Annotated in this window: 19 protein-coding genes; 8 read left to right on the forward strand and 11 right to left on the reverse strand. The window is 74.5% G+C overall.

Annotated features, from left to right (window positions below; translation table 11 throughout):
* Nucleotides 1-117 precede the first annotated feature (117 nt).
* Nucleotides 118-1,401, reverse strand: a complete 1,284-nt coding sequence (gene tyrS, locus ACTMS9_RS28740; protein WP_441149243.1) for a tyrosine--tRNA ligase — start codon at nt 1,399-1,401, stop codon at nt 118-120.
* Between the two features lie 106 nt (nt 1,402-1,507).
* Here tyrS and ACTMS9_RS28745 point away from each other — a divergent pair, with 106 nt between their 5' ends.
* The 4 genes from ACTMS9_RS28745 (at nt 1,508) to ACTMS9_RS28760 (ending at nt 3,880) form a co-directional block, all read left to right on the forward strand.
* The gene (locus ACTMS9_RS28745) at nt 1,508-1,891 is read left to right on the forward strand and encodes a PaaI family thioesterase (RefSeq protein ID WP_172894699.1); all 384 of its coding nucleotides are present in this window, start codon (nt 1,508-1,510) and stop codon (nt 1,889-1,891) included.
* Between the two features lie 87 nt (nt 1,892-1,978).
* Nucleotides 1,979-3,205, forward strand: coding sequence for an NRAMP family divalent metal transporter (locus tag ACTMS9_RS28750; protein ID WP_441166471.1), 1,227 nt, complete (start codon nt 1,979-1,981; stop codon nt 3,203-3,205).
* Complete coding sequence (locus tag ACTMS9_RS28755; RefSeq protein ID WP_441149234.1) at nt 3,202-3,582, forward strand: hypothetical protein; 381 nt, start codon at nt 3,202-3,204, stop codon at nt 3,580-3,582. The genes ACTMS9_RS28750 and ACTMS9_RS28755 overlap by 4 nt, the downstream gene beginning before the upstream one ends.
* Nucleotides 3,569-3,880, forward strand: coding sequence for a PRC-barrel domain containing protein (locus ACTMS9_RS28760; RefSeq protein ID WP_441149233.1), 312 nt, complete (start codon nt 3,569-3,571; stop codon nt 3,878-3,880). The genes ACTMS9_RS28755 and ACTMS9_RS28760 overlap by 14 nt, the downstream gene beginning before the upstream one ends.
* 110 nt (nt 3,881-3,990) lie before the next feature.
* On the opposite strand, the gene ACTMS9_RS28765 is transcribed toward ACTMS9_RS28760, so the two are convergent.
* From ACTMS9_RS28765 to ACTMS9_RS28775, 3 genes are all read right to left on the reverse strand, one after another.
* Nucleotides 3,991-5,319 (reverse strand): hemolysin family protein, encoded by a 1,329-nt coding sequence (locus ACTMS9_RS28765; RefSeq protein WP_441166472.1) that lies wholly within the window; start codon nt 5,317-5,319, stop codon nt 3,991-3,993.
* Between the two features lie 128 nt (nt 5,320-5,447).
* Nucleotides 5,448-6,080 (reverse strand): YgjV family protein, encoded by a 633-nt coding sequence (locus tag ACTMS9_RS28770; protein ID WP_238450274.1) that lies wholly within the window; start codon nt 6,078-6,080, stop codon nt 5,448-5,450.
* 10 nt (nt 6,081-6,090) lie between these two features.
* Nucleotides 6,091-6,594, reverse strand: coding sequence for a GNAT family N-acetyltransferase (locus tag ACTMS9_RS28775; RefSeq protein WP_441166473.1), 504 nt, complete (start codon nt 6,592-6,594; stop codon nt 6,091-6,093).
* Between the two features lie 253 nt (nt 6,595-6,847).
* Here ACTMS9_RS28775 and ACTMS9_RS28780 point away from each other — a divergent pair, with 253 nt between their 5' ends.
* From ACTMS9_RS28780 to ACTMS9_RS28790, 3 genes are read left to right on the forward strand one after another with little or no spacing between them, the layout of a single operon-like run.
* Nucleotides 6,848-7,138: a hypothetical protein gene (locus ACTMS9_RS28780; RefSeq protein WP_441149229.1), complete on the forward strand. Its 291-nt coding sequence runs from the start codon at nt 6,848-6,850 to the stop codon at nt 7,136-7,138.
* A 51-nt stretch (nt 7,139-7,189) separates the two neighbouring features.
* Nucleotides 7,190-7,660: a hypothetical protein gene (locus ACTMS9_RS28785; protein ID WP_441149228.1), complete on the forward strand. Its 471-nt coding sequence runs from the start codon at nt 7,190-7,192 to the stop codon at nt 7,658-7,660.
* The gene (locus ACTMS9_RS28790; RefSeq protein ID WP_441166474.1) at nt 7,657-9,723 is read left to right on the forward strand and encodes a M48 family metalloprotease; all 2,067 of its coding nucleotides are present in this window, start codon (nt 7,657-7,659) and stop codon (nt 9,721-9,723) included. Before ACTMS9_RS28785 ends, ACTMS9_RS28790 begins: the two co-directional genes overlap by 4 nt.
* On the opposite strand, the gene ACTMS9_RS28795 is transcribed toward ACTMS9_RS28790, so the two are convergent.
* Nucleotides 9,699-10,169 (reverse strand): cyclic nucleotide-binding domain-containing protein, encoded by a 471-nt coding sequence (locus ACTMS9_RS28795; protein ID WP_154937978.1) that lies wholly within the window; start codon nt 10,167-10,169, stop codon nt 9,699-9,701. The two genes, ACTMS9_RS28790 and ACTMS9_RS28795, sit on opposite strands and share 25 nt — an antisense overlap.
* Before the next feature lie 257 nt (nt 10,170-10,426).
* Here ACTMS9_RS28795 and ACTMS9_RS28800 point away from each other — a divergent pair, with 257 nt between their 5' ends.
* Nucleotides 10,427-11,308, forward strand: a complete 882-nt coding sequence (locus ACTMS9_RS28800) for a universal stress protein (RefSeq protein ID WP_441149226.1) — start codon at nt 10,427-10,429, stop codon at nt 11,306-11,308.
* Nucleotides 11,309-11,312: 4 nt separating this feature from the next.
* Here ACTMS9_RS28800 and ACTMS9_RS28805 read toward each other — a convergent pair whose 3' ends face one another.
* The 6 genes from ACTMS9_RS28805 to ACTMS9_RS28830 form a co-directional block, all read right to left on the reverse strand.
* Nucleotides 11,313-11,936, reverse strand: a complete 624-nt coding sequence (locus tag ACTMS9_RS28805; protein WP_441149225.1) for an FMN reductase — start codon at nt 11,934-11,936, stop codon at nt 11,313-11,315.
* Entirely contained in the window at nt 11,933-13,039 is a 1,107-nt protein-coding gene (locus ACTMS9_RS28810; RefSeq protein ID WP_441149224.1) for an LLM class flavin-dependent oxidoreductase, read from the reverse strand. Before ACTMS9_RS28810 ends, ACTMS9_RS28805 begins: the two co-directional genes overlap by 4 nt.
* Before the next feature lie 342 nt (nt 13,040-13,381).
* The gene (locus ACTMS9_RS28815; protein ID WP_441149223.1) at nt 13,382-13,693 is read right to left on the reverse strand and encodes a hypothetical protein; all 312 of its coding nucleotides are present in this window, start codon (nt 13,691-13,693) and stop codon (nt 13,382-13,384) included.
* Between the two features lie 77 nt (nt 13,694-13,770).
* Nucleotides 13,771-14,046 (reverse strand): ubiquitin-like small modifier protein 1, encoded by a 276-nt coding sequence (locus ACTMS9_RS28820; RefSeq protein WP_088962682.1) that lies wholly within the window; start codon nt 14,044-14,046, stop codon nt 13,771-13,773.
* 2 nt (nt 14,047-14,048) lie between these two features.
* Nucleotides 14,049-15,125, reverse strand: coding sequence for a WD40/YVTN/BNR-like repeat-containing protein (locus tag ACTMS9_RS28825; protein WP_441166475.1), 1,077 nt, complete (start codon nt 15,123-15,125; stop codon nt 14,049-14,051).
* A gap of 82 nt (nt 15,126-15,207) precedes the next feature.
* On the reverse strand, nt 15,208-15,831 hold the full coding sequence (locus tag ACTMS9_RS28830) for a DNA-3-methyladenine glycosylase (protein ID WP_357610162.1): 624 nt from the start codon (nt 15,829-15,831) through the stop codon (nt 15,208-15,210).
* Between the last annotated feature and the right edge of the window lie 8 nt (nt 15,832-15,839).

A 15,839-nucleotide genomic window follows, 5' to 3' on the forward strand; every position in this document is an offset into this window, starting at 1 on the left:
CTCCCAGGCATTTCGCCTGTTTCGTCCGTTCCGCGCTGGCAGAGAGAAAGTTACGCGCCCGGCGAGTTGATCGTCAACTCGGCCGGGCGCGTCCCCCGTCACATCATCCAGCGGCGACTATCCGCGCAGCTCAACCCCCGCGAACGACCGCTTGCCGCGGCGCAGCACCAGGTACCGGCCGTGCAGCAGGTCCTCCGGCGCGACCGTCGCGTCCGCCTCGGTCACCCGAGTGTTGTTGACGTAGGCGCCGCCCTCGGCGATCACCCGCCTCGCCTCCTTGAGACTCGGCACCAGGCCGGAGTCGCGCAGCAGCCCGGCCACGTCGGGCAGCTCGTCCAGGTGGACCAGGCCGGCCTCGGTCAGCGCGGCCCGCAGCGTCTCGGGCCTCAGCTCGTCGAGCGAGCCCCGGCCGAAGAGCGCCTGGCTGGCAGCGACCGCCTGGGCCATCTCCCGCTCGCCGTGCACCAGGGTGGTCAGCTCCTCGGCGAGGGCCCGCTGGGCCGACCGGGCGGCCGGCCGCTCGGCGGTCTCCTTCTCCAGCGCCTCGATCTCCTCACGGGAGCGGAAGCTGAAGTAGCGCAGGTAGCGGGTGACGTCTCGGTCGTCGGCGTTGATCCAGAACTGGTAGAAGGCGTACGGGCTGGTCATATTGGGGTCGAGCCAGACCGCCCCGCCCTCGGTCTTGCCGAACTTCGTCCCGTCGGACCGGGTCACCAGCGGGGTGGTGAAGGCCTCCACCGGGCCGGCGCCCCGGCGCCGCACGTAGTCGACGCCGGCGGTGATGTTGCCCCACTGGTCCGAGCCGCCGTACTGGAGCTGGCAGCCGTGCCGGCGGTGCAGTTCGAAGAAGTCGTTGGCCTGGAGCAGCTGGTAGCTGAACTCGGTGAAGCTGATGCCGGTCTCCAGCCGCGCCCGGACCACCTCCCGGGCCAGCATCTTGTTCACCGGGAAGTGCTTGCCGACGTCGCGAAGGAACTCGACCACCGACATCTCGCCGGTCCAGTCCAGGTTGTTGACCAGTTGCGCCGCGTTCTCCCCGGTGTACGACACGAAGGGCGAAAGCTGGTCGTGGATGCGCTGGACCCAGCCGGCGACCACCTCCGGCGGGTTGAGCGTCCGCTCGGCGCTCTCCTTCGGGTCGCCGATCTGCCCGGTCGCCCCGCCCACCAGCAGCAGCGGGCGGTGGCCGGCGAGCTGGAGCCGGCGGGCGGTGACGACCTGCATGAGGTGGCCGACGTGCAGGCTGGGCGCGGTCGGATCGAAGCCCACATAGAAGGTGGCGCTCCCGCCGTCGAGCAGCTCGCGCAGCTCGTCGAGGCCGGTCGAGTCCTGGATCAGGCCCCGCCACCGCAGGTCTTCGGTCAGGGAGTCCCGCCCGTGCGGGAGGTTGCTGTCGGTCACGGTCACCGATTCTCCCCCATGCCGGGCACCGGACCGTACCGGGTTTGGTCGTTCCGGCGGTTGACTAGGCTGGCGGCTCCGCGAATCGAGGAGGAACGTCGTGGAGATGCCGGACCTGACGGGCGGGCTGGTCGCCCTGCTCGGGCTGAAGCTGGACGAGGTCGGCCCGGACCGGGTGGTCATCCGCTGGGAGGTCCGCCCCGAGCTGCACCAGCCGTTCGGCATCCAGCACGGCGGCGTGTACTGCGCGGTGGTGGAGACGGCGGCGAGCGTCGGCGGGTCGATCTGGCTCGGCGGGCGCGGCACCGTGGTCGGCGTGTCCAACCAGACGGACTTCCTCCGCGCGGTCCGCGACGGCGAGCTGACCGCCGTCGGCACTCCGGTGCACCGGGGTCGCAGCCAGCAGCTCTGGCAGGTGGAGATCACCGACGGGGAGGGCCGGCTGGTCTCGCGCGGCCAGGTCCGCCTGCAGAACCTCACCGCCGGCTGACCGACCGGGCCTGCCCGGTTTGCCGGGAAAGCGGGTCCGCGCGCCGCTATCGTCGGCCTCGATGACGCCGGCCGACGCGTACCCGAGGTGAAGAAGCTGCTGGCCGCCACGCTCGGCGTGCTGTCGGCCGTCGGCGGTTTCGTCGACATCGGCGACCTCGTGGCGGCGAGCCAGGCGGGCGCCCGCTTCGGCATGGGGCACGGCTGGGTGCTGGTGGCCGGGGTGGTCGGCATCTGCGCGTACGCGGAGATGGCCGGCCGGATCGCGGCGGTGAGCGGCCGGGCGGTGTTCGACCTGGTCCGGGAGCGGCTCGGGCCGCGCGTCGCGCTGCTCAACTTGGTCGCGTCCTACCTGGTCACGGTGCTCACCCTGGCCGCGGAGCTGGGTGGGGTGGCGCTCGCCCTGCACCTGGCCTCCCGGGTGAGCTACCTGCTGTGGGTGCCGGTGGCCGCGTTCGGGGTCTGGCTGGTGCTGTGGCGGATGCGCTTCCAGCTGATGGAGCGGGTCTTCGGGCTGGCCGGGCTGGCCCTGGTGGTGTTCGCGGTGGCGCTGTTCCGGCTGCCGACCGACTGGGGCGCGCTGGCCCGGGGCGCGCTGCACCCCGGCGCGGCCGGGCAGGGCTGGGCGGCGTACTGGTTCGTGGGGGTCGCGCTGTTCGCCTCCACGGTCAGCCCGTACGAGGTGTTCTTCTTCTCCTCCGGCGGGGTGGAGGAGAAGTGGAGCGCCGCCGACCTGGCCGACGCCCGGGCGAGCGTGCTGGTCGGCTTCCCCGTGGGCGGGTTCCTCGCCCTGTCGCTGGTGGCCACCGCCACGGTGGTCTTCCACCCGACCGGCACCACGCTGTCGACGCTCGACCAGGTGGCCGCGCCGGTGGTCATCGCCTTCGGCGGGGTGGGGCTGGCGATCGCCGCGCTGGCGTTCTTCGCGGTCACCTTCGGCGCCGCGCTGGAGACGGGGCTGTCGGCGGCGTACACGGCGGCGCAGTACTTCGGCTGGCAGTGGGGCAAGCGGGTCAACCCCCGGGACGCGGCCCGCTTCCACAGCGTGCTGCTGGTCAGCGTGCTGCTCGGGGTGCTGGTGCTCCTCACCTCGGTCGACCCGGTGCGACTGACCGAGTACATGCTGGTGGTCAGCGCGGTGGCGCTGCCGCTGACGTACCTGCCGATCCTGATCGTGGCCAACGACCGGACGTACCTGGGCGACCGGGTCAACGGGCCGCTGCTGAACCTGCTCGGCGCGGTGTTCCTGGTGGTGATCGTGGCGGCGTCGGTGGCCGCGATCCCGCTCGCCGTCACGACGGGGATGGGCCGATGAGGCTCCAGTTGGGCCGGCAGCTGCTGGACCGGCAGATCGTGGACCGCGACGGCCGGCTGGTCGGCAAGGTCGACGACGTGGAGTTCGCCGTCGACGCCGACGGCGTCCCGTACGTGGCCTTCCTGCTCACCGGCCAGGCGGCGCTCGCCCGGCGGATCGGCGGACGGACGGGCCGATTCCTGGTCGCGGTCGCCGACCGGCTCGCCGACGATCCGCCCGTGCGGCCGCGACAGATCCCGTTCGCCCAGGTCGCCCGGATCGACAGCGCGGTACGGCTGCGCACCCGTGCGGACGAGTTGCCCCGGCCGCCGGCGGAGGCCTGGCTGCGCCGGCACCTGATCGACCGGATTCCCGGAGCCGGCCGTGCGAGCGGGTGAGCTGCTCGGCCGCGCCGCGTACGACCTGCACGGCCGGCGGCTCGGCCGGGTGGTGGACGTGGTGGTGCGCGGGGGCTTCCCGGACGGCCCGCTGCGGCTGACCGACGTGATCGTCACCCGGCACTGGTGGAGCCGGGTGGTGGGGCGGTTGATCGGGGCGGAGCGGCACCCGTCGGGGCCGTGGGCGATCCGGGTGGTGGCGCGGGCGGTGAGCCGCGGCAGCCGGCAGGTCCCCGCCGACCAGGTGCAGCTCCTGCCGCCGGTGTCCGGCTTCCCGTTCGGCGACCCGGGATCCTGACCCGGTCCGACCGCCCGGGCTCGCGGCCGCCGTCCGGCCACCGGTTCTCGTCGTTCCCCCCGGCTCGCCCGGACGCCGGCGGGCGGGTGGACGCCCGGCCGCCGGTCGGGTCAGCTGCGGGCCTCGTCCAGGAGCTGTTCCTCCTGGTCGGTGCTCTCGTCGGCGGGCGGCGCGACGCGGCGCAGTCGGACCTGGGTGATCGCGCGGTGGTCGATCGCGGACACCTCCAGTTCCCAGGCGTCGATGGTGACGCTCTCCCCCGCGACGGTGGGAATGTGCCCGAGGCAGGCCAGCACCATGCCGGCGACGGTGGTGTAGTCGCCGGCCGGGCGGGCGGGCACCTCGACACCGATGTCGGGCAGGTCGTGCACGGGGAAGGTGCCGGGCAGCAGCAGCGCGCCGTCGGCCTCGGTGCGCACCGATCGGACGTCCCGGTCGGTCTCGTCGTAGATCTCCCCGACGATCTCCTCGAGGATGTCCTCCAGGGTGACGATCCCGTCGACGGCGCCGCGCTCGTCCACCACCAGGGCGATGTGCTGCCGCTCCGCCTTGAACTGGCGCAGCGCGTCCACCACCGGCAGTGAGTCGGGCAGCAGCATAGGCGGGCGGGCGCACTCGTCGACCGGGCGGTCGTCGGGGACGCCGACGAGGTCACGGAGGTGGATCACACCGACGGCGTCGTCCAGGCCGCCGTGCCGGACCACCGGGGCCCGGGAGTGGCCGGTGGCGGCCAGCAGCAGCCGGGCGGCCTCCGCGGTGGTCCCGCTGTCGAGCGTGAAGACCTGCAACCGGGGTACGAGGACCGCCCGAAGCTGCCGGTCGGCGATCTCCACCGCGCCGGCGATGATGGTGCGCTGCTCCTTGGTGAAGCCGTGGTTGCCGGCGACGATGTCGCGCAGCTCGTCCGGGCCGATCTCCTCGGGCTGGTGCTTCGGGTTGAGCCCGACCAGGCGTACCACCAGGTCGCTGGTGGCGCCGAGGGCCCAGACGGCCGGCCGGGTGACGGTGGCCAGCAGGTCCAGCGGGCGGGCCACCAGCAGTGCCCACCGCTCGGCGGACTGCATGGCGATCCGCTTCGGCGCCAGCTCGCCGAAGACCAGGGTGACGAAGGTCAGCGCCAGGGTGACCACCACGATGGCGACCGTCTCGGCGGCGCCGCCGAAGAACCCGAGCAGCGGCACCAGGGGCTTGGCCAGCGAGACCGCCGCGGCGGCGGAGGCCAGGAAACCGGCCAGCGTGATGCCGATCTGAATGGTGGCGAGGAACCGGTTCGGGTCCTTGGCGAGGCGGGCCAGCACCTGCCCGGCCCGGCTGGCGCGTTCCAGCCGCTGCACCTGGCTGTCGCGCAGCGACACCAGCGCCATCTCGCTGCCCGCGAACATCGCGTTCAGGACCACCAGGACTCCGACCAGGGCCAGTTGGCTCCAGTAGCTCTGCACGCCCGGTTCTCTCCCTCACGCGACCGGCGCCGGCCGCCGTGGCCGACACCGCCGGACGGAGGACCCGACCGGCGTAGGCCTGTCAGTGCCCAGCGCGGACCCGGGTGAATCCTCCGGGCGGGTGCCGCCTACGCCGGAGTGGAGGTCGGCAGGTCCAGCACATACGAGCCGCCCTCGGGGCGGAAACCGAGCCGGTGGTAGTAGGGGGCGACCATGCCGGGCGGGCTGACCACCCGGCGGAAGCCCCGGTCGGTGAACAGGCTGCTGCGGCGGTAGACGAACTCCCCCGGGGTGAAGTCGCGGAACCGCTGGGTGACGTAGTCCAGGTCGATCTGGGCCACCCCGTCGGGCTCGGCGTGCGAGAGCACCACGCCGACCACCTCGTCGGCGCGCACCACCAGGAACGCCGACCGCTCGGCGGCGGGCGCCGCCCACCGGAAGTCGGGGTTGAACCGGGCGATGTCGGCGGCGTGCACCCGCAGCGTGTGCGCCAGGAACTGGTCGTCCACGCCCACCTCGACCACCTGGTAGGTCTCCTCGTCGTGCCGGGTGGCCAGCATCTTCCGCAGGTACCACACGTTGATCACGGTGAGCACCACGTTCAGGCCGACCATGGGCCACACGTGCACGGCGGCGTTGTAGCCGATGAGGATCAGGCAGCCGACGAGGTTGAGCGCGCGCAGCCGCAGGATGCGCGTCTGCAGCAGGGACCAGACCAGCAGCGCGGAGCCGGCCCAGCCGACGAGTTCCAGCCAGTTCACCCCGGGGACACTAGTGGTTGCGCTGGTCAGCCGCCTCGGCGGGCAGCTCCAGCACCCATTCCTCCACCTCGGTGCCGCGGCCGGCGGCGTATCCGGAGTCCTCGCCGACCACGACGAAGCCGCACTTGCGCAGGACGGCGAGGGAGGCGCGGTTGTCCTTGGCGGCGCGGGCGTGCACCGGCCGCTGCGGCAGCTCGCGCAGCAGCGCGGCGAGCGCGGCCGTGGCGTACCCCCGGCCCCAGCGGGTCGGGTCGATCCAGTAGCTGACCTCGGTGCGTTCCTCGACCGGGAAGGCGGTCACGTGCCCCACCACCTCGCCGGCGACGGTGGCGGCGCGCACCACGATCCGCGGGTCGGCGCGAATCCGCGACCAGTGCGCGTCGAAGGCCGCCCGGTCGGTCGGGTCGGCGGGGCCGAAGGCGGCCATCCAGTTCGCCTGCGGATCCTGCCCATAGCCGAAGAGCACGGGCAGGTCGTCGTCGCGCACCGGGCGCAGCTGGAGGTTGGCCGTCACGCCCCCGGACGATACGCACCCACTCCGACACCCCCGCACCGCCGGCCACACCGCCCACCCCGGGCCCCTGTGCTGGAGGCGGCACTTTCCCGGAAAGCGTGCCTATTCGGGGCCGGATAGCCACGCTTTCCGGGAAAGTGCACCCGGATCGGGCTGGTCCGCTCGGGGCGTTCGGCGTTCGGGGGTTCACCCGGCCGGTGGAGGTGCGGGTGGGCGCGGGGTGGCGCGGGTCGTTGGCGCGCAGGATCGGCACATGCGGGGGATGTGGGAGCGGCGGGGTCGACGGGGCGTCGCCGGTCCGCGGGCGGTCGGCGCGGTGGCGACCGGCGCGCTGGCGGTGGGTGCCCGGGCGGTCGGTGCCGCGGCGATCGGTTCGCTGGCGGTGTCCGCGCTCGCCGGCGGGGCCACCGCGCTGGGCGTGCTGGCGATCGGCCGGCTGGCGGTGCGCCGGGCCGTGATCCGGGAGCTGCGCATCGGCCGGCTGGAGGTGGACGAGTTGATCGTGCACCGGCGCGCCGGCCCGGCGGGGCAGGGCGACGGATAACGGACAGTGCCCACTGTGGCACGGGTGGTCACCGCCCGCTACCAATGAGGCATGTCACCCAGACCTGTCGACGTCGACCGGATAACCGTGCTCGCCCGTACGGTGGTCGCCCACCTCGCCCCCGAGGAGCTGCCCGCCTTCGACGTGCTGGCCGCGCCGTACCTGACCGGGGTGGACACCTCCACCGACGGCGGCCGGCTGGAGTTCGGAGTGCTCGACGCGGTCGCCACCGTGACGCCGGTGGTGACGCTGGTCTGCGCGACCGTGACCGGGGCGCTGCTGCGCGGCGCGGAGGGCGAGCTGGAACAGCTCGGCGGCCGGGCCACCCGCGGCCTGTTCGGCGCGCTGCGCCGGCGACCGGCGCCGCCACCGCCGGCCGAGTTCAGCCGGGAGCAGCTGGCCCGGGTGCGGGCCGTGGCGTCCGCGCGGGCCACCGCGTTGGGCGCCGAACCGGCCCTCGCCGCGGCCATCGCCGACGCCGTGGTCGCGGCCCTGGTGCTCGACCCGGAGCCCGACCGGTGAGCGCGCCGACCCCGGTCTGGCGCGGACGGCCGGACGAGACCGGTTTCCTGCTGCTCCCGCTCGCCGCGCTGGTGTTCAGCTCGGCGGTGCTGCTCGCCGTCGTCTTCGGGCTGACCGTGCTCGCCCGGCCCGGCTGCGGCCTCGGGGACGTGCTCGATCACCCGTGCAGCGAGATGTTCGTGCGGATGTCGAACTTCTTCAACCTGCTGGCGGTGCCCGGTGTGGTGCTCTTCGCCTGGCAGACCCGGCGGCAGCGGCGCCACACCCGGCCGCTGGAACCAGGCATGTTCCGCGCTGCCGAGGAGGTGATCGCCGAGGTGCTCGCCTCGGTCACCCTGCGCCGGCCGACCCCGGTGCTGCTCGGCACCCGGCTGGGACGGCGAGCCTTCACCGGCGGCACCGGCGACAAGCCCTACGTGGCACTCGGGCCGGAACTGCTCGCCACAGCGGCGAAGGGCCCGGAGGGCCGGGCGGTCCTCGAGGCGGTGCTCCGGCACGAGCTGGCCCACGTGCAGAACCACGACCTGCTGCGGCTGCGCTTCGCCACCGTGCTGCGGATCAGCACCCGGGCCACCGCGCTGGGCACCGGGCTGCTGATGCTCGCCCTGCTGATCTGGGTGCCGGGCCCGCTGACGGCGGGCGGGGCGCTCGGCGTGGTGGTGCGGGCGGCCCTGCTGGCCGTCCTCGCCGAGCTCGCCACCCGGGCGTTCCTGCGGCTGCGGGAGCACCAGGCGGACGTCCGCGCCGCCGGCGGCGACCCGGACGGCATCCGGGTCGCCCTGCACCAGGGGCCCGAGGCGCCCCGGGGGCTGCCGAGCCGGCTGTGGGAGCGGCTGTGGGACCGGCACCCGAGCGTGGCCACCCGCCTCGCCGCGCTGGCCGACCCGACCGCCGCGCTGACCTTCCCGCTCGGGCAGCTCTTCGCCGGCGGCGTGTTCACCGCGGTCGCGCTGACCAACGCGCAGCTCCTCGTCGAGCTGATGGTCGCCGACGAGGTGCTGGCCGTGCCGGCCGGCGAGGAGGTGCTCTGGGGTGGGCTCGCCGTGCTGGCGCTCGCCGCGATCCAGCCGGCGATCTTCCTGGCCGATGGCGTCTGGCGCGACGTACGGGGACGCCACCTCGCCGGGCGCCCGGAGCGGCCCGCCGCGCTCGGGGCGGTGTTCGCCGCGGGGCTGCTCGCCGGGACGTACCTCGCCCCGTACGCCGGACTGGTCCACCAGCCACGGCCGGACGGGTGGCCGCTGCTGCCCAGCCTGGTCGTGCTCGCTGCGGCGGCGGTGCTGCTCTGCCGGTGGCTGACCGGGCTGGTGCGGCGGGCCGCCCCGGCCACCTCCGTGGGTCGCCGGGTCCTGCTGCTGCCGGCGCTGCCGGTCGGGGTCGGCGTGCTGCTGCTGGCCTGGGAGACGCTGCTGTGGGTGGGCGGGTGGGCGTACGAGTGCGACCACTACGCGGTGGAGTGCGGACCGCTGGACACCGTGCGGCTGGCGCTGCGGGTGGCCGGCACGCCGTGGGCGGTCGGGGTGCTGTCGCTGGCCACCCTCGCGCTGCTGGTGGTGACACCGCGCCGGAGCACCCGGGGTGCCCTGGTCACGGCGGCCGGGGCGGCCCTGTCGGGCGCGCTGCTCGTGCTGGCGCTGCCCCGGCTGGGGGTCGCCGACGCGGTGGCGCTCGACGTCTGGACCTCGCTGGACCCCCGGCTCGGCACCCCGACCGCCGCGCTCGCCCTCCAGGTGACGCTGTTGGTGGCGGTGCCGCTGGCGGTTCTGCTGCCCCGGGCGTCGGCCGGCCCGCTCGCCGCCGGGGCGGGGTGGCTGGTGCTGGCGGCGGGGCTGGACGCACAGCTGGCCGAGTGGGCCGACGGTCCCGTGGCGGCCCGGCCCGAGGACCTGACGTACGCGGTGGGGACCTTCCTCGGTCAGGCGCTCGCGGTCGTCCTGCTGGCCGTCGCGGCGGCGCTCGCCGCGCGTACCCTGATCGGCCGGCGGCGCCGGCGGCCGCCGGTCGGCGCGCCACGCCCCCCGCAGCGGAAGCGGACCTATCAGCTCGCCGACGACGTCGGGTAGCCGTACAGGTCCAACAGCCGCCCCCGGGACGCCTGGAGCCGGTCCACCACCACGCTCATGAACCGGGTGGTGAGCTGCCGGCCGAGCGCGTCGTCCGAGTCCATCAACCGGCGCACTCCCGCGGCGGTGAACTCCACCGTCGTGGTGCGCCGCACGGCGACCGCGCCGAACTGCCAGCGGTACGGCGGGAAGAGCCAGGACCAGCCCAGCACCCCACCCGGACCGATCATCTCGATGCCGACATCGCCCCGCCCGGGCACCGGGAAGTCCAGCGCCACCTCGCCGCCCCGGACCAGCCAGAACCGCTCCGCCGGCTGGCCGGCGCGGAACAGCCGGTGGCCGGGATGCCAGGCCACCGGCCGGGCGTACCCGGTCAGCCGGGGCAGCCACTCCGGCGGCAGGCCGGTCAGGAACGGGTGCTCACGCAGCATGTCCAGCGGGGTCATGGGCTGGTCCTCCTCACCTCGGCGGGGCCGGGGGACCTCGGTGTCCTGACTCCATTGCACACCGTGCCGGCCGACGACGTCAGGGCCGATGGTCCCGGCCCCGGCGACCGAAAGGCCGCCGCCGTCCGGCCGCCGCCGATCCACGGGCGCTGACGCCCAGGGCGCCGACAATGGGTGGCGGCGCGCGGGTCGGCGCCGAATGCCCGTGCCGTGCGCCGGGTACGTCGACAATGAGCTGACGAGTCGTGGGAGGGCTGATGAACCGACCGGTCGTGGCGGGCGTCGACGGATCGCCGTCCAGCCTGGTCGCCGCCGAGCACGCGGCCCGGGCCGCCGCGCTGCGCCGCCGGCCGCTGCACCTGGTGCACGGCTACCTGCATCCGCTCGGCTACGGGGTGCCGCTCAACCCGTACGACCTGGGGTTGCCGGCGCCCACCGAGGAGTCGGGGAAGATGCTGGAACGCACCGCGGCGGAGCTCGCCGACCGGTGGCCCGGACTGACCGTCGAGGTACGCCAGGTCGCCGGCGGCCCGGGCGCCACCCTGATCGAGGAGTCCCGCCGCGCCGAGCTGGTGGTGGTGGGCAGCCGGGGCCTGGGCGGCTTCGCCGGACTGCTGCTCGGCTCGGTCGGCGCCCAGGTCGCCGCGCACGCGCACTGCCCGGTGCTGGTGGTCCGCCCCGACGAGCAACCGATCCCGGTGGACGGGCCGGTGGTGGTCGGGGTGGACGGCTCGGAGTCCGCCGGGCTGGCCGCCGGGTACGCCGCCGACGAGGCGGCCCGCCGCGACGTGCCGCTGGTGCTGGTGCACGTCGGCCCGCCCGACGGGGACCGTCCGGTGCCGGAGGAGGTCGAGGAGTCGCAGGCCGCGTACCAGGCGGAGGCGGTGCGGCTGCTCGCCGGGGCGTCCGCCGCCGTCCGGGCCGACCACCCGGACCTGGTGGTGCGCGAGCACCCGGTCCGGGCGGCCGGCGCGGCGCAGGGGCTCATCGAGGCGAGCGGTGCGGCCTCGATGCTGGCGATCGGCACCCGGGGCCGGGGCGGCTTCACCGGGCTGCTGCTCGGCTCCGTCAGCCAGACGGTCGTGCACCACGCACACTGCCCGGTGCTGGTCGCCCACCCGTACGACCGGGCGGACTGACCCCTCAGCCGTCCCGGCGGCCGAGAAGCTGCGCGAAGTCGGTGGTGAGGGCGAACGGGTCGACCGGGCCGGTCGACGGCGGTCGGCGCTCCACCTGGTCGGCCAGCTCCACGGCGGCGCGCTGGATCCGGCCGCGCAGCGCGCCGTCGGCGGTGCCGCCCGACCAGTCCTCGGGGGCGGCGAAGACCGCGGTGGGGACCACCACGGCCCGCAGGTAGCTGAACATCGGGCGGAGGGCGTGCTCCAGGGCGAGCGAGTGCCGCGCGGTGCCGCCGGTGGCGGCGATCAGCACCGGCCGGTCGACCAGCGACCCGGCCTCCACCACGTCGAAGAAGGACTTGAACAGCCCGTTGTACGACGCGTTGAAGATCGGCGTGACCGCCACGACGCCGTCCGCGCCGGCCACCGTGTCCAGGGCCTCGCGCAGCGCCGCCGACGGGAACCCGGTGAGCATGTTGTTCACCACGTCGTGCGCGTGGTCGCGCAGCTCGATGGTGCGCAGCTCGACCTCGTGGCCGCGCCGGACCAGCTCGTCGCGGGTGGCCGCGGCGAGCTGGTCGGCGAGCAGTCGGGTCGAGGAGGGCTGGCCGAGACCGGCCGAGACCACGGCCAGGGTGCGCCGGGTCATCGGGCCGCCTCCGCGCCGGTCGGGCCGGCGGCGTCCCGGGCGGCGAGCAGCGAGGCGTGCGTGGGCGCCTCGGGCACGTGCGCGGGGCGCAGCGCGTCGAACTCCTTGCGCAGCACGGGAACCACCTCCTCGCCGAGGATGTCGAGCTGCTCCAGGACGGTCTTCAGCGGCAGGCCCGCGTGGTCGAGAAGGAACAGCTGCCGCTGGTAGTCGCCGACGTACTCGCGGAAGCCCAGCGTGCGGTCGATGACCTGCTGTGGGCTGCCCACGGTCAGCGGGGTCTCCCGGCTGAACTCCTCCAGCGACGGGCCGTGCCCGTAGACCGGGGCGTTGTCGAAGTACGGCCGGAACTCCCGGACCGCGTCCTGCGAGTTCTTCCGGACGAACACCTGCCCGCCGAGGCCGACGATGGCCTGCTCCGGACTGCCGTGCCCGTAGTGGGCGAAGCGCTGCCGGTAGAGACCGACCATCCGCTGGGTGTGCTCCTTGGGCCAGAAGATGTGGTTGGCGAAGAAGCCGTCGCCGTAGTAGGCCGCCTGCTCGGCGATCTCCGGGCTGCGGATCGAGCCGTGCCAGACGAACGGCGGTACGCCGTCGAGCGGGCGCGGCGTCGAGGTGAACGACTGCAGCGGGGTACGGAAGCGGCCCTGCCAGTCGACGACGTCCTCGCGCCAGAGCCGGCGCAGCAGGTCGTAGTTCTCGATGGCCAGCGGGATGCCGTTGCGGATGTCCTGGCCGAACCACGGGTAGACCGGCCCGGTGTTGCCGCGACCCATCATCAGGTCCACCCGGCCGTCGGCCAGGTGCTGGAGCATGGCGTAGTCCTCGGCGATCTTCACCGGGTCGTTGGTGGTGATCAGCGTGGTCGAGGTGGAGAGCAGCAGCCGCTCGGTGCGGGCCGCGATGTAGCCGAGCATGGTGGTGGGCGACGACGGCACGAACGGCGGGTTGTGGTGCTCGCCGGTGGCGAAGACGTCGAGGCCGACCTCCTCGGCCTTCAGCGCGATGGCCACCATCGCCTTGATCCGCTCATGCTCGGTCGGTTCCCGACCGTTGGTCGGGTCGACCGTGACGTCACCGACGGTGAAGACTCCGAACTGCATGACCAGCTCCTCGCGTGGGAAGACCGGGGCCGCGGTGGCCACCCGGACGCTGCCCACAACATATTTGACGAATCAACTATTCCACCGTCGAAGTGTCGTGGGGTGGCCCCGGTCACCGTGGGGGCGGCGCTTCCCCCGGACATCACCTGGACGCGTCGCTCGGCCCGCTGCCGTTTGCGGCGTGTCGCGCCCTCCGGCGGCGAGGTCACCGCGACACGCCGCAAAGCGCGCCGGCGACGGGCCGGCGGCGAGTTTTGCGACGTCAGCGGCAGTGCCCGGCTGATCGATGTTCGAGCGAGCGACATGCCGGTGAGGCATCAATATGCCTGGCAGGCATGTCGCTCACCTCGAACCATCTCCCGGCGGCGACCACCCGTGCGGCGGGTACCTCTCACCGTGCGGCTCCGGCCCGGGGTGAGCGGGCGGCCCGGGCACGGGGTAGCACCGGCCGGACGACGGCGGGGCCAGATAGGGCGGCGTGGGAAACGTCCCGGGCGCCGGGTGGAATCCGCCGGGGTGGTGCGGCGGCGTGGTCCGACGGCCCTTGCGGACGAGCAGGACCACGCCGAGCACGACCAGCCCGACGATCAGCAGCAGCGGGATGACGAGGCAGGCCAGCCGCCCCACGAGGTAACCCGCCTGGTGCGCGTCCATGCCGCCGCTCCCCTGTCCGTCGTAGGTGAGCGCCGAATGCTAGCGGATCATGGATACGTGGGCTGCCCCGTCGGGCGTCAGCCGCCGGCCACCGAGGGCAGCACCTGCACCTCGGCCCCGTCGGCGACCGGCGCGGCCACTCCCCCGGCGTGCCGGCAGTCCTCCCCGTCGACGTAGACGTTGACGTACCGGCGCAGTTCGCCCCGCTCGTCGCGGATCCGGCGGGCCAGTCGGGGCCAGGAGTCGGCGAGCGCGTCGAGGACGGCCCCGACCGATCCGGCGGCCTCCACGGTGAGCCGGCTCGCGCCGCCGGCCTCACCGCGCAGCGGACCCGGCACCAGCACGGTGACCATCGTCAGACCTCCGCCGCCCGGACGCAGAGCACGTCGGGCAGGTGGGCGGCGACCAGCGACCAGGAGTCGCCGTCGTCGCGGCTGGCGTAGACCTCGCCGGAGCGGGTGCCGAAGTAGACGTCGCCCGCCCCGCCCGCGCACATCGCGTCGCGCAGCACCGAGGGGTGGAACGGCTCGTCCGGCAGCCCCACCGACAGCGGCTCCCACTTGTCGCCGGCGTCGGTCGAGCGGAACACCCGGCACCGGTGGTCGACCGGGTACCGCTGGGAGTCGGCGACCAGCGGGAACGTGAAGACCGTGCCGGGGCGCGACGGGTGGGCCACGATCGGGAAGCCGAAGTCGCTGGGCAGGCCATCGGCGATCGACGTCCAGGTGCGGCCGTCGTCCTCGGAGCGGTAGACGCCGTGGTGGTTCTGCGCGTAGAGCCGCTCCGGGTTGCCCGCGTCCCGGGCGACCTTGTGCACGCACTGGCCGAACTCGGGCCACTCGTCGGGCAGGAAGTAGGCCCGGATGCCGGTGTTGCCCGGCGACCAGCTCCGGCCGGCCTCCTCGGAGCGGTAGACCCCGCCGGTGGACATGGCGACCAGGATCCGGTCGGGGTCGCGCGGATGCGGCAGCACGGTGTGCACCGCCTGGCCGCCGAAGCCCGCGCCCCACTGCTCCCGGTGCGGGTGGTCCCAGAGCGAGCGGACCAGCGTGAAGCTGCGCCCGCCGTCGGTGGAGCGGAACAGCGCGGAGGGCTCGGTGCCCGCCCAGACCACCTCCGGCGCGTCCGCGCCGCCCGGGACGATCTGCCAGACCCGGCCGAGGCTGGCGCCGGTGTCGGCCGGGAAGGCCACCGGCGCCAGCTCCGGCTCGGCCCAGGAGGCACCGAGGTCGTCGCTGGTGGCGACGCTCGGCCCGAAGTGCGAGCTGGTCATCCCGACGAGCAGTCGGGGCGTGCCGGGGCGGGGGTCGACGGCGACGGCGTAGACCCCGGTCATCGGGAAGTGCGGGCCGCTCACCTCCCAGCCGCGCCCGCCCGGACTGGTGGCGAGGAAGAGCCCCTTGGCGGTGCCGATCGCGAGCAGCGTGGGCATGACCGTCCTCCGATCAGTCGTGAACGCGTGGCGTGATTATGGCCACACCCCCCGACAGAATCGCCCGGCCACGCCGGGAAGCTCAACCCCGCGCGCGCGGGACGTGCCGCCGATAGCTGCTCACCGTCGGATCGCCGGTGATCCAGAACCGCCAGGGCACGTCGTGCGCCCCGGTCACCCCGACCCGGGGGCCGGCGGAGATCGCCGCCTCCGGCACCGGCGCCACCGCCGGCCGCAGCCGGACCGGGCCGTCGCCGAGCAGGTCCAGGCCGTACGCCGAGCGGTCGATGCCGAGGGTCGCGCAGAGCCGCGCCGGGCCGCGCGCCAGGTCGACGTCCCGGCGTACGGCGGGTCGGCGGGCGCGGGCCGCTTCGAGGCCGTCGACCACCTCGGCGGCGCGCAGCAGCACCGCGGCGGCCTCGCCGTCCGGGCCGGTGACCACGTTCATGCACCAGTGCATGCCGTAGGTGAAGTAGACGTAGGCGTGGCCGGCCGGGCCGAACATGACGGCGTTGCGCGGGGTGCGCCCCCGGTGCGCGTGCGAGGCGGGGTCGCCGGCCGTCCCCGCGTACGCCTCGACCTCGGTGATCCGGACGGTGACGCCACCGGCGGAGAGTCGGCAGCCGAGCAGCCCGCGCGCGGCGGGCACCAGCGGCCCGGCCAGCAGGTCGGCCAGCGGCGAGAGGTCGGTGCGGGAGGAGGTCACGCGACCAC

Source organism: Micromonospora sp. L31, from assembly GCF_052068075.1.
Taxonomy (GTDB): domain Bacteria; phylum Actinomycetota; class Actinomycetes; order Mycobacteriales; family Micromonosporaceae; genus Micromonospora; species Micromonospora purpureochromogenes.

Coding starts and splice junctions, on each gene's coding strand:
- ACTMS9_RS28800 (WP_441149226.1), top strand. CDS start 10,427: ATGAACCGACCGGTCGTGGCGGGCGTCGACGGATCGCCGTCCAGCCTG.
- ACTMS9_RS28810 (WP_441149224.1), bottom strand. CDS start 13,039: ATGCAGTTCGGAGTCTTCACCGTCGGTGACGTCACGGTCGACCCGACC.
- ACTMS9_RS28745 (WP_172894699.1), top strand. CDS start 1,508: ATGCCGGACCTGACGGGCGGGCTGGTCGCCCTGCTCGGGCTGAAGCTG.
- ACTMS9_RS28820 (WP_088962682.1), bottom strand. CDS start 14,046: ATGGTCACCGTGCTGGTGCCGGGTCCGCTGCGCGGTGAGGCCGGCGGC.
- ACTMS9_RS28825 (WP_441166475.1), bottom strand. CDS start 15,125: ATGCCCACGCTGCTCGCGATCGGCACCGCCAAGGGGCTCTTCCTCGCC.
- ACTMS9_RS28785 (WP_441149228.1), top strand. CDS start 7,190: ATGTCACCCAGACCTGTCGACGTCGACCGGATAACCGTGCTCGCCCGT.
- ACTMS9_RS28780 (WP_441149229.1), top strand. CDS start 6,848: ATGCGGGGGATGTGGGAGCGGCGGGGTCGACGGGGCGTCGCCGGTCCG.
- ACTMS9_RS28795 (WP_154937978.1), bottom strand. CDS start 10,169: ATGACCCCGCTGGACATGCTGCGTGAGCACCCGTTCCTGACCGGCCTG.
- ACTMS9_RS28805 (WP_441149225.1), bottom strand. CDS start 11,936: ATGACCCGGCGCACCCTGGCCGTGGTCTCGGCCGGTCTCGGCCAGCCC.
- ACTMS9_RS28815 (WP_441149223.1), bottom strand. CDS start 13,693: ATGGACGCGCACCAGGCGGGTTACCTCGTGGGGCGGCTGGCCTGCCTC.
- ACTMS9_RS28755 (WP_441149234.1), top strand. CDS start 3,202: ATGAGGCTCCAGTTGGGCCGGCAGCTGCTGGACCGGCAGATCGTGGAC.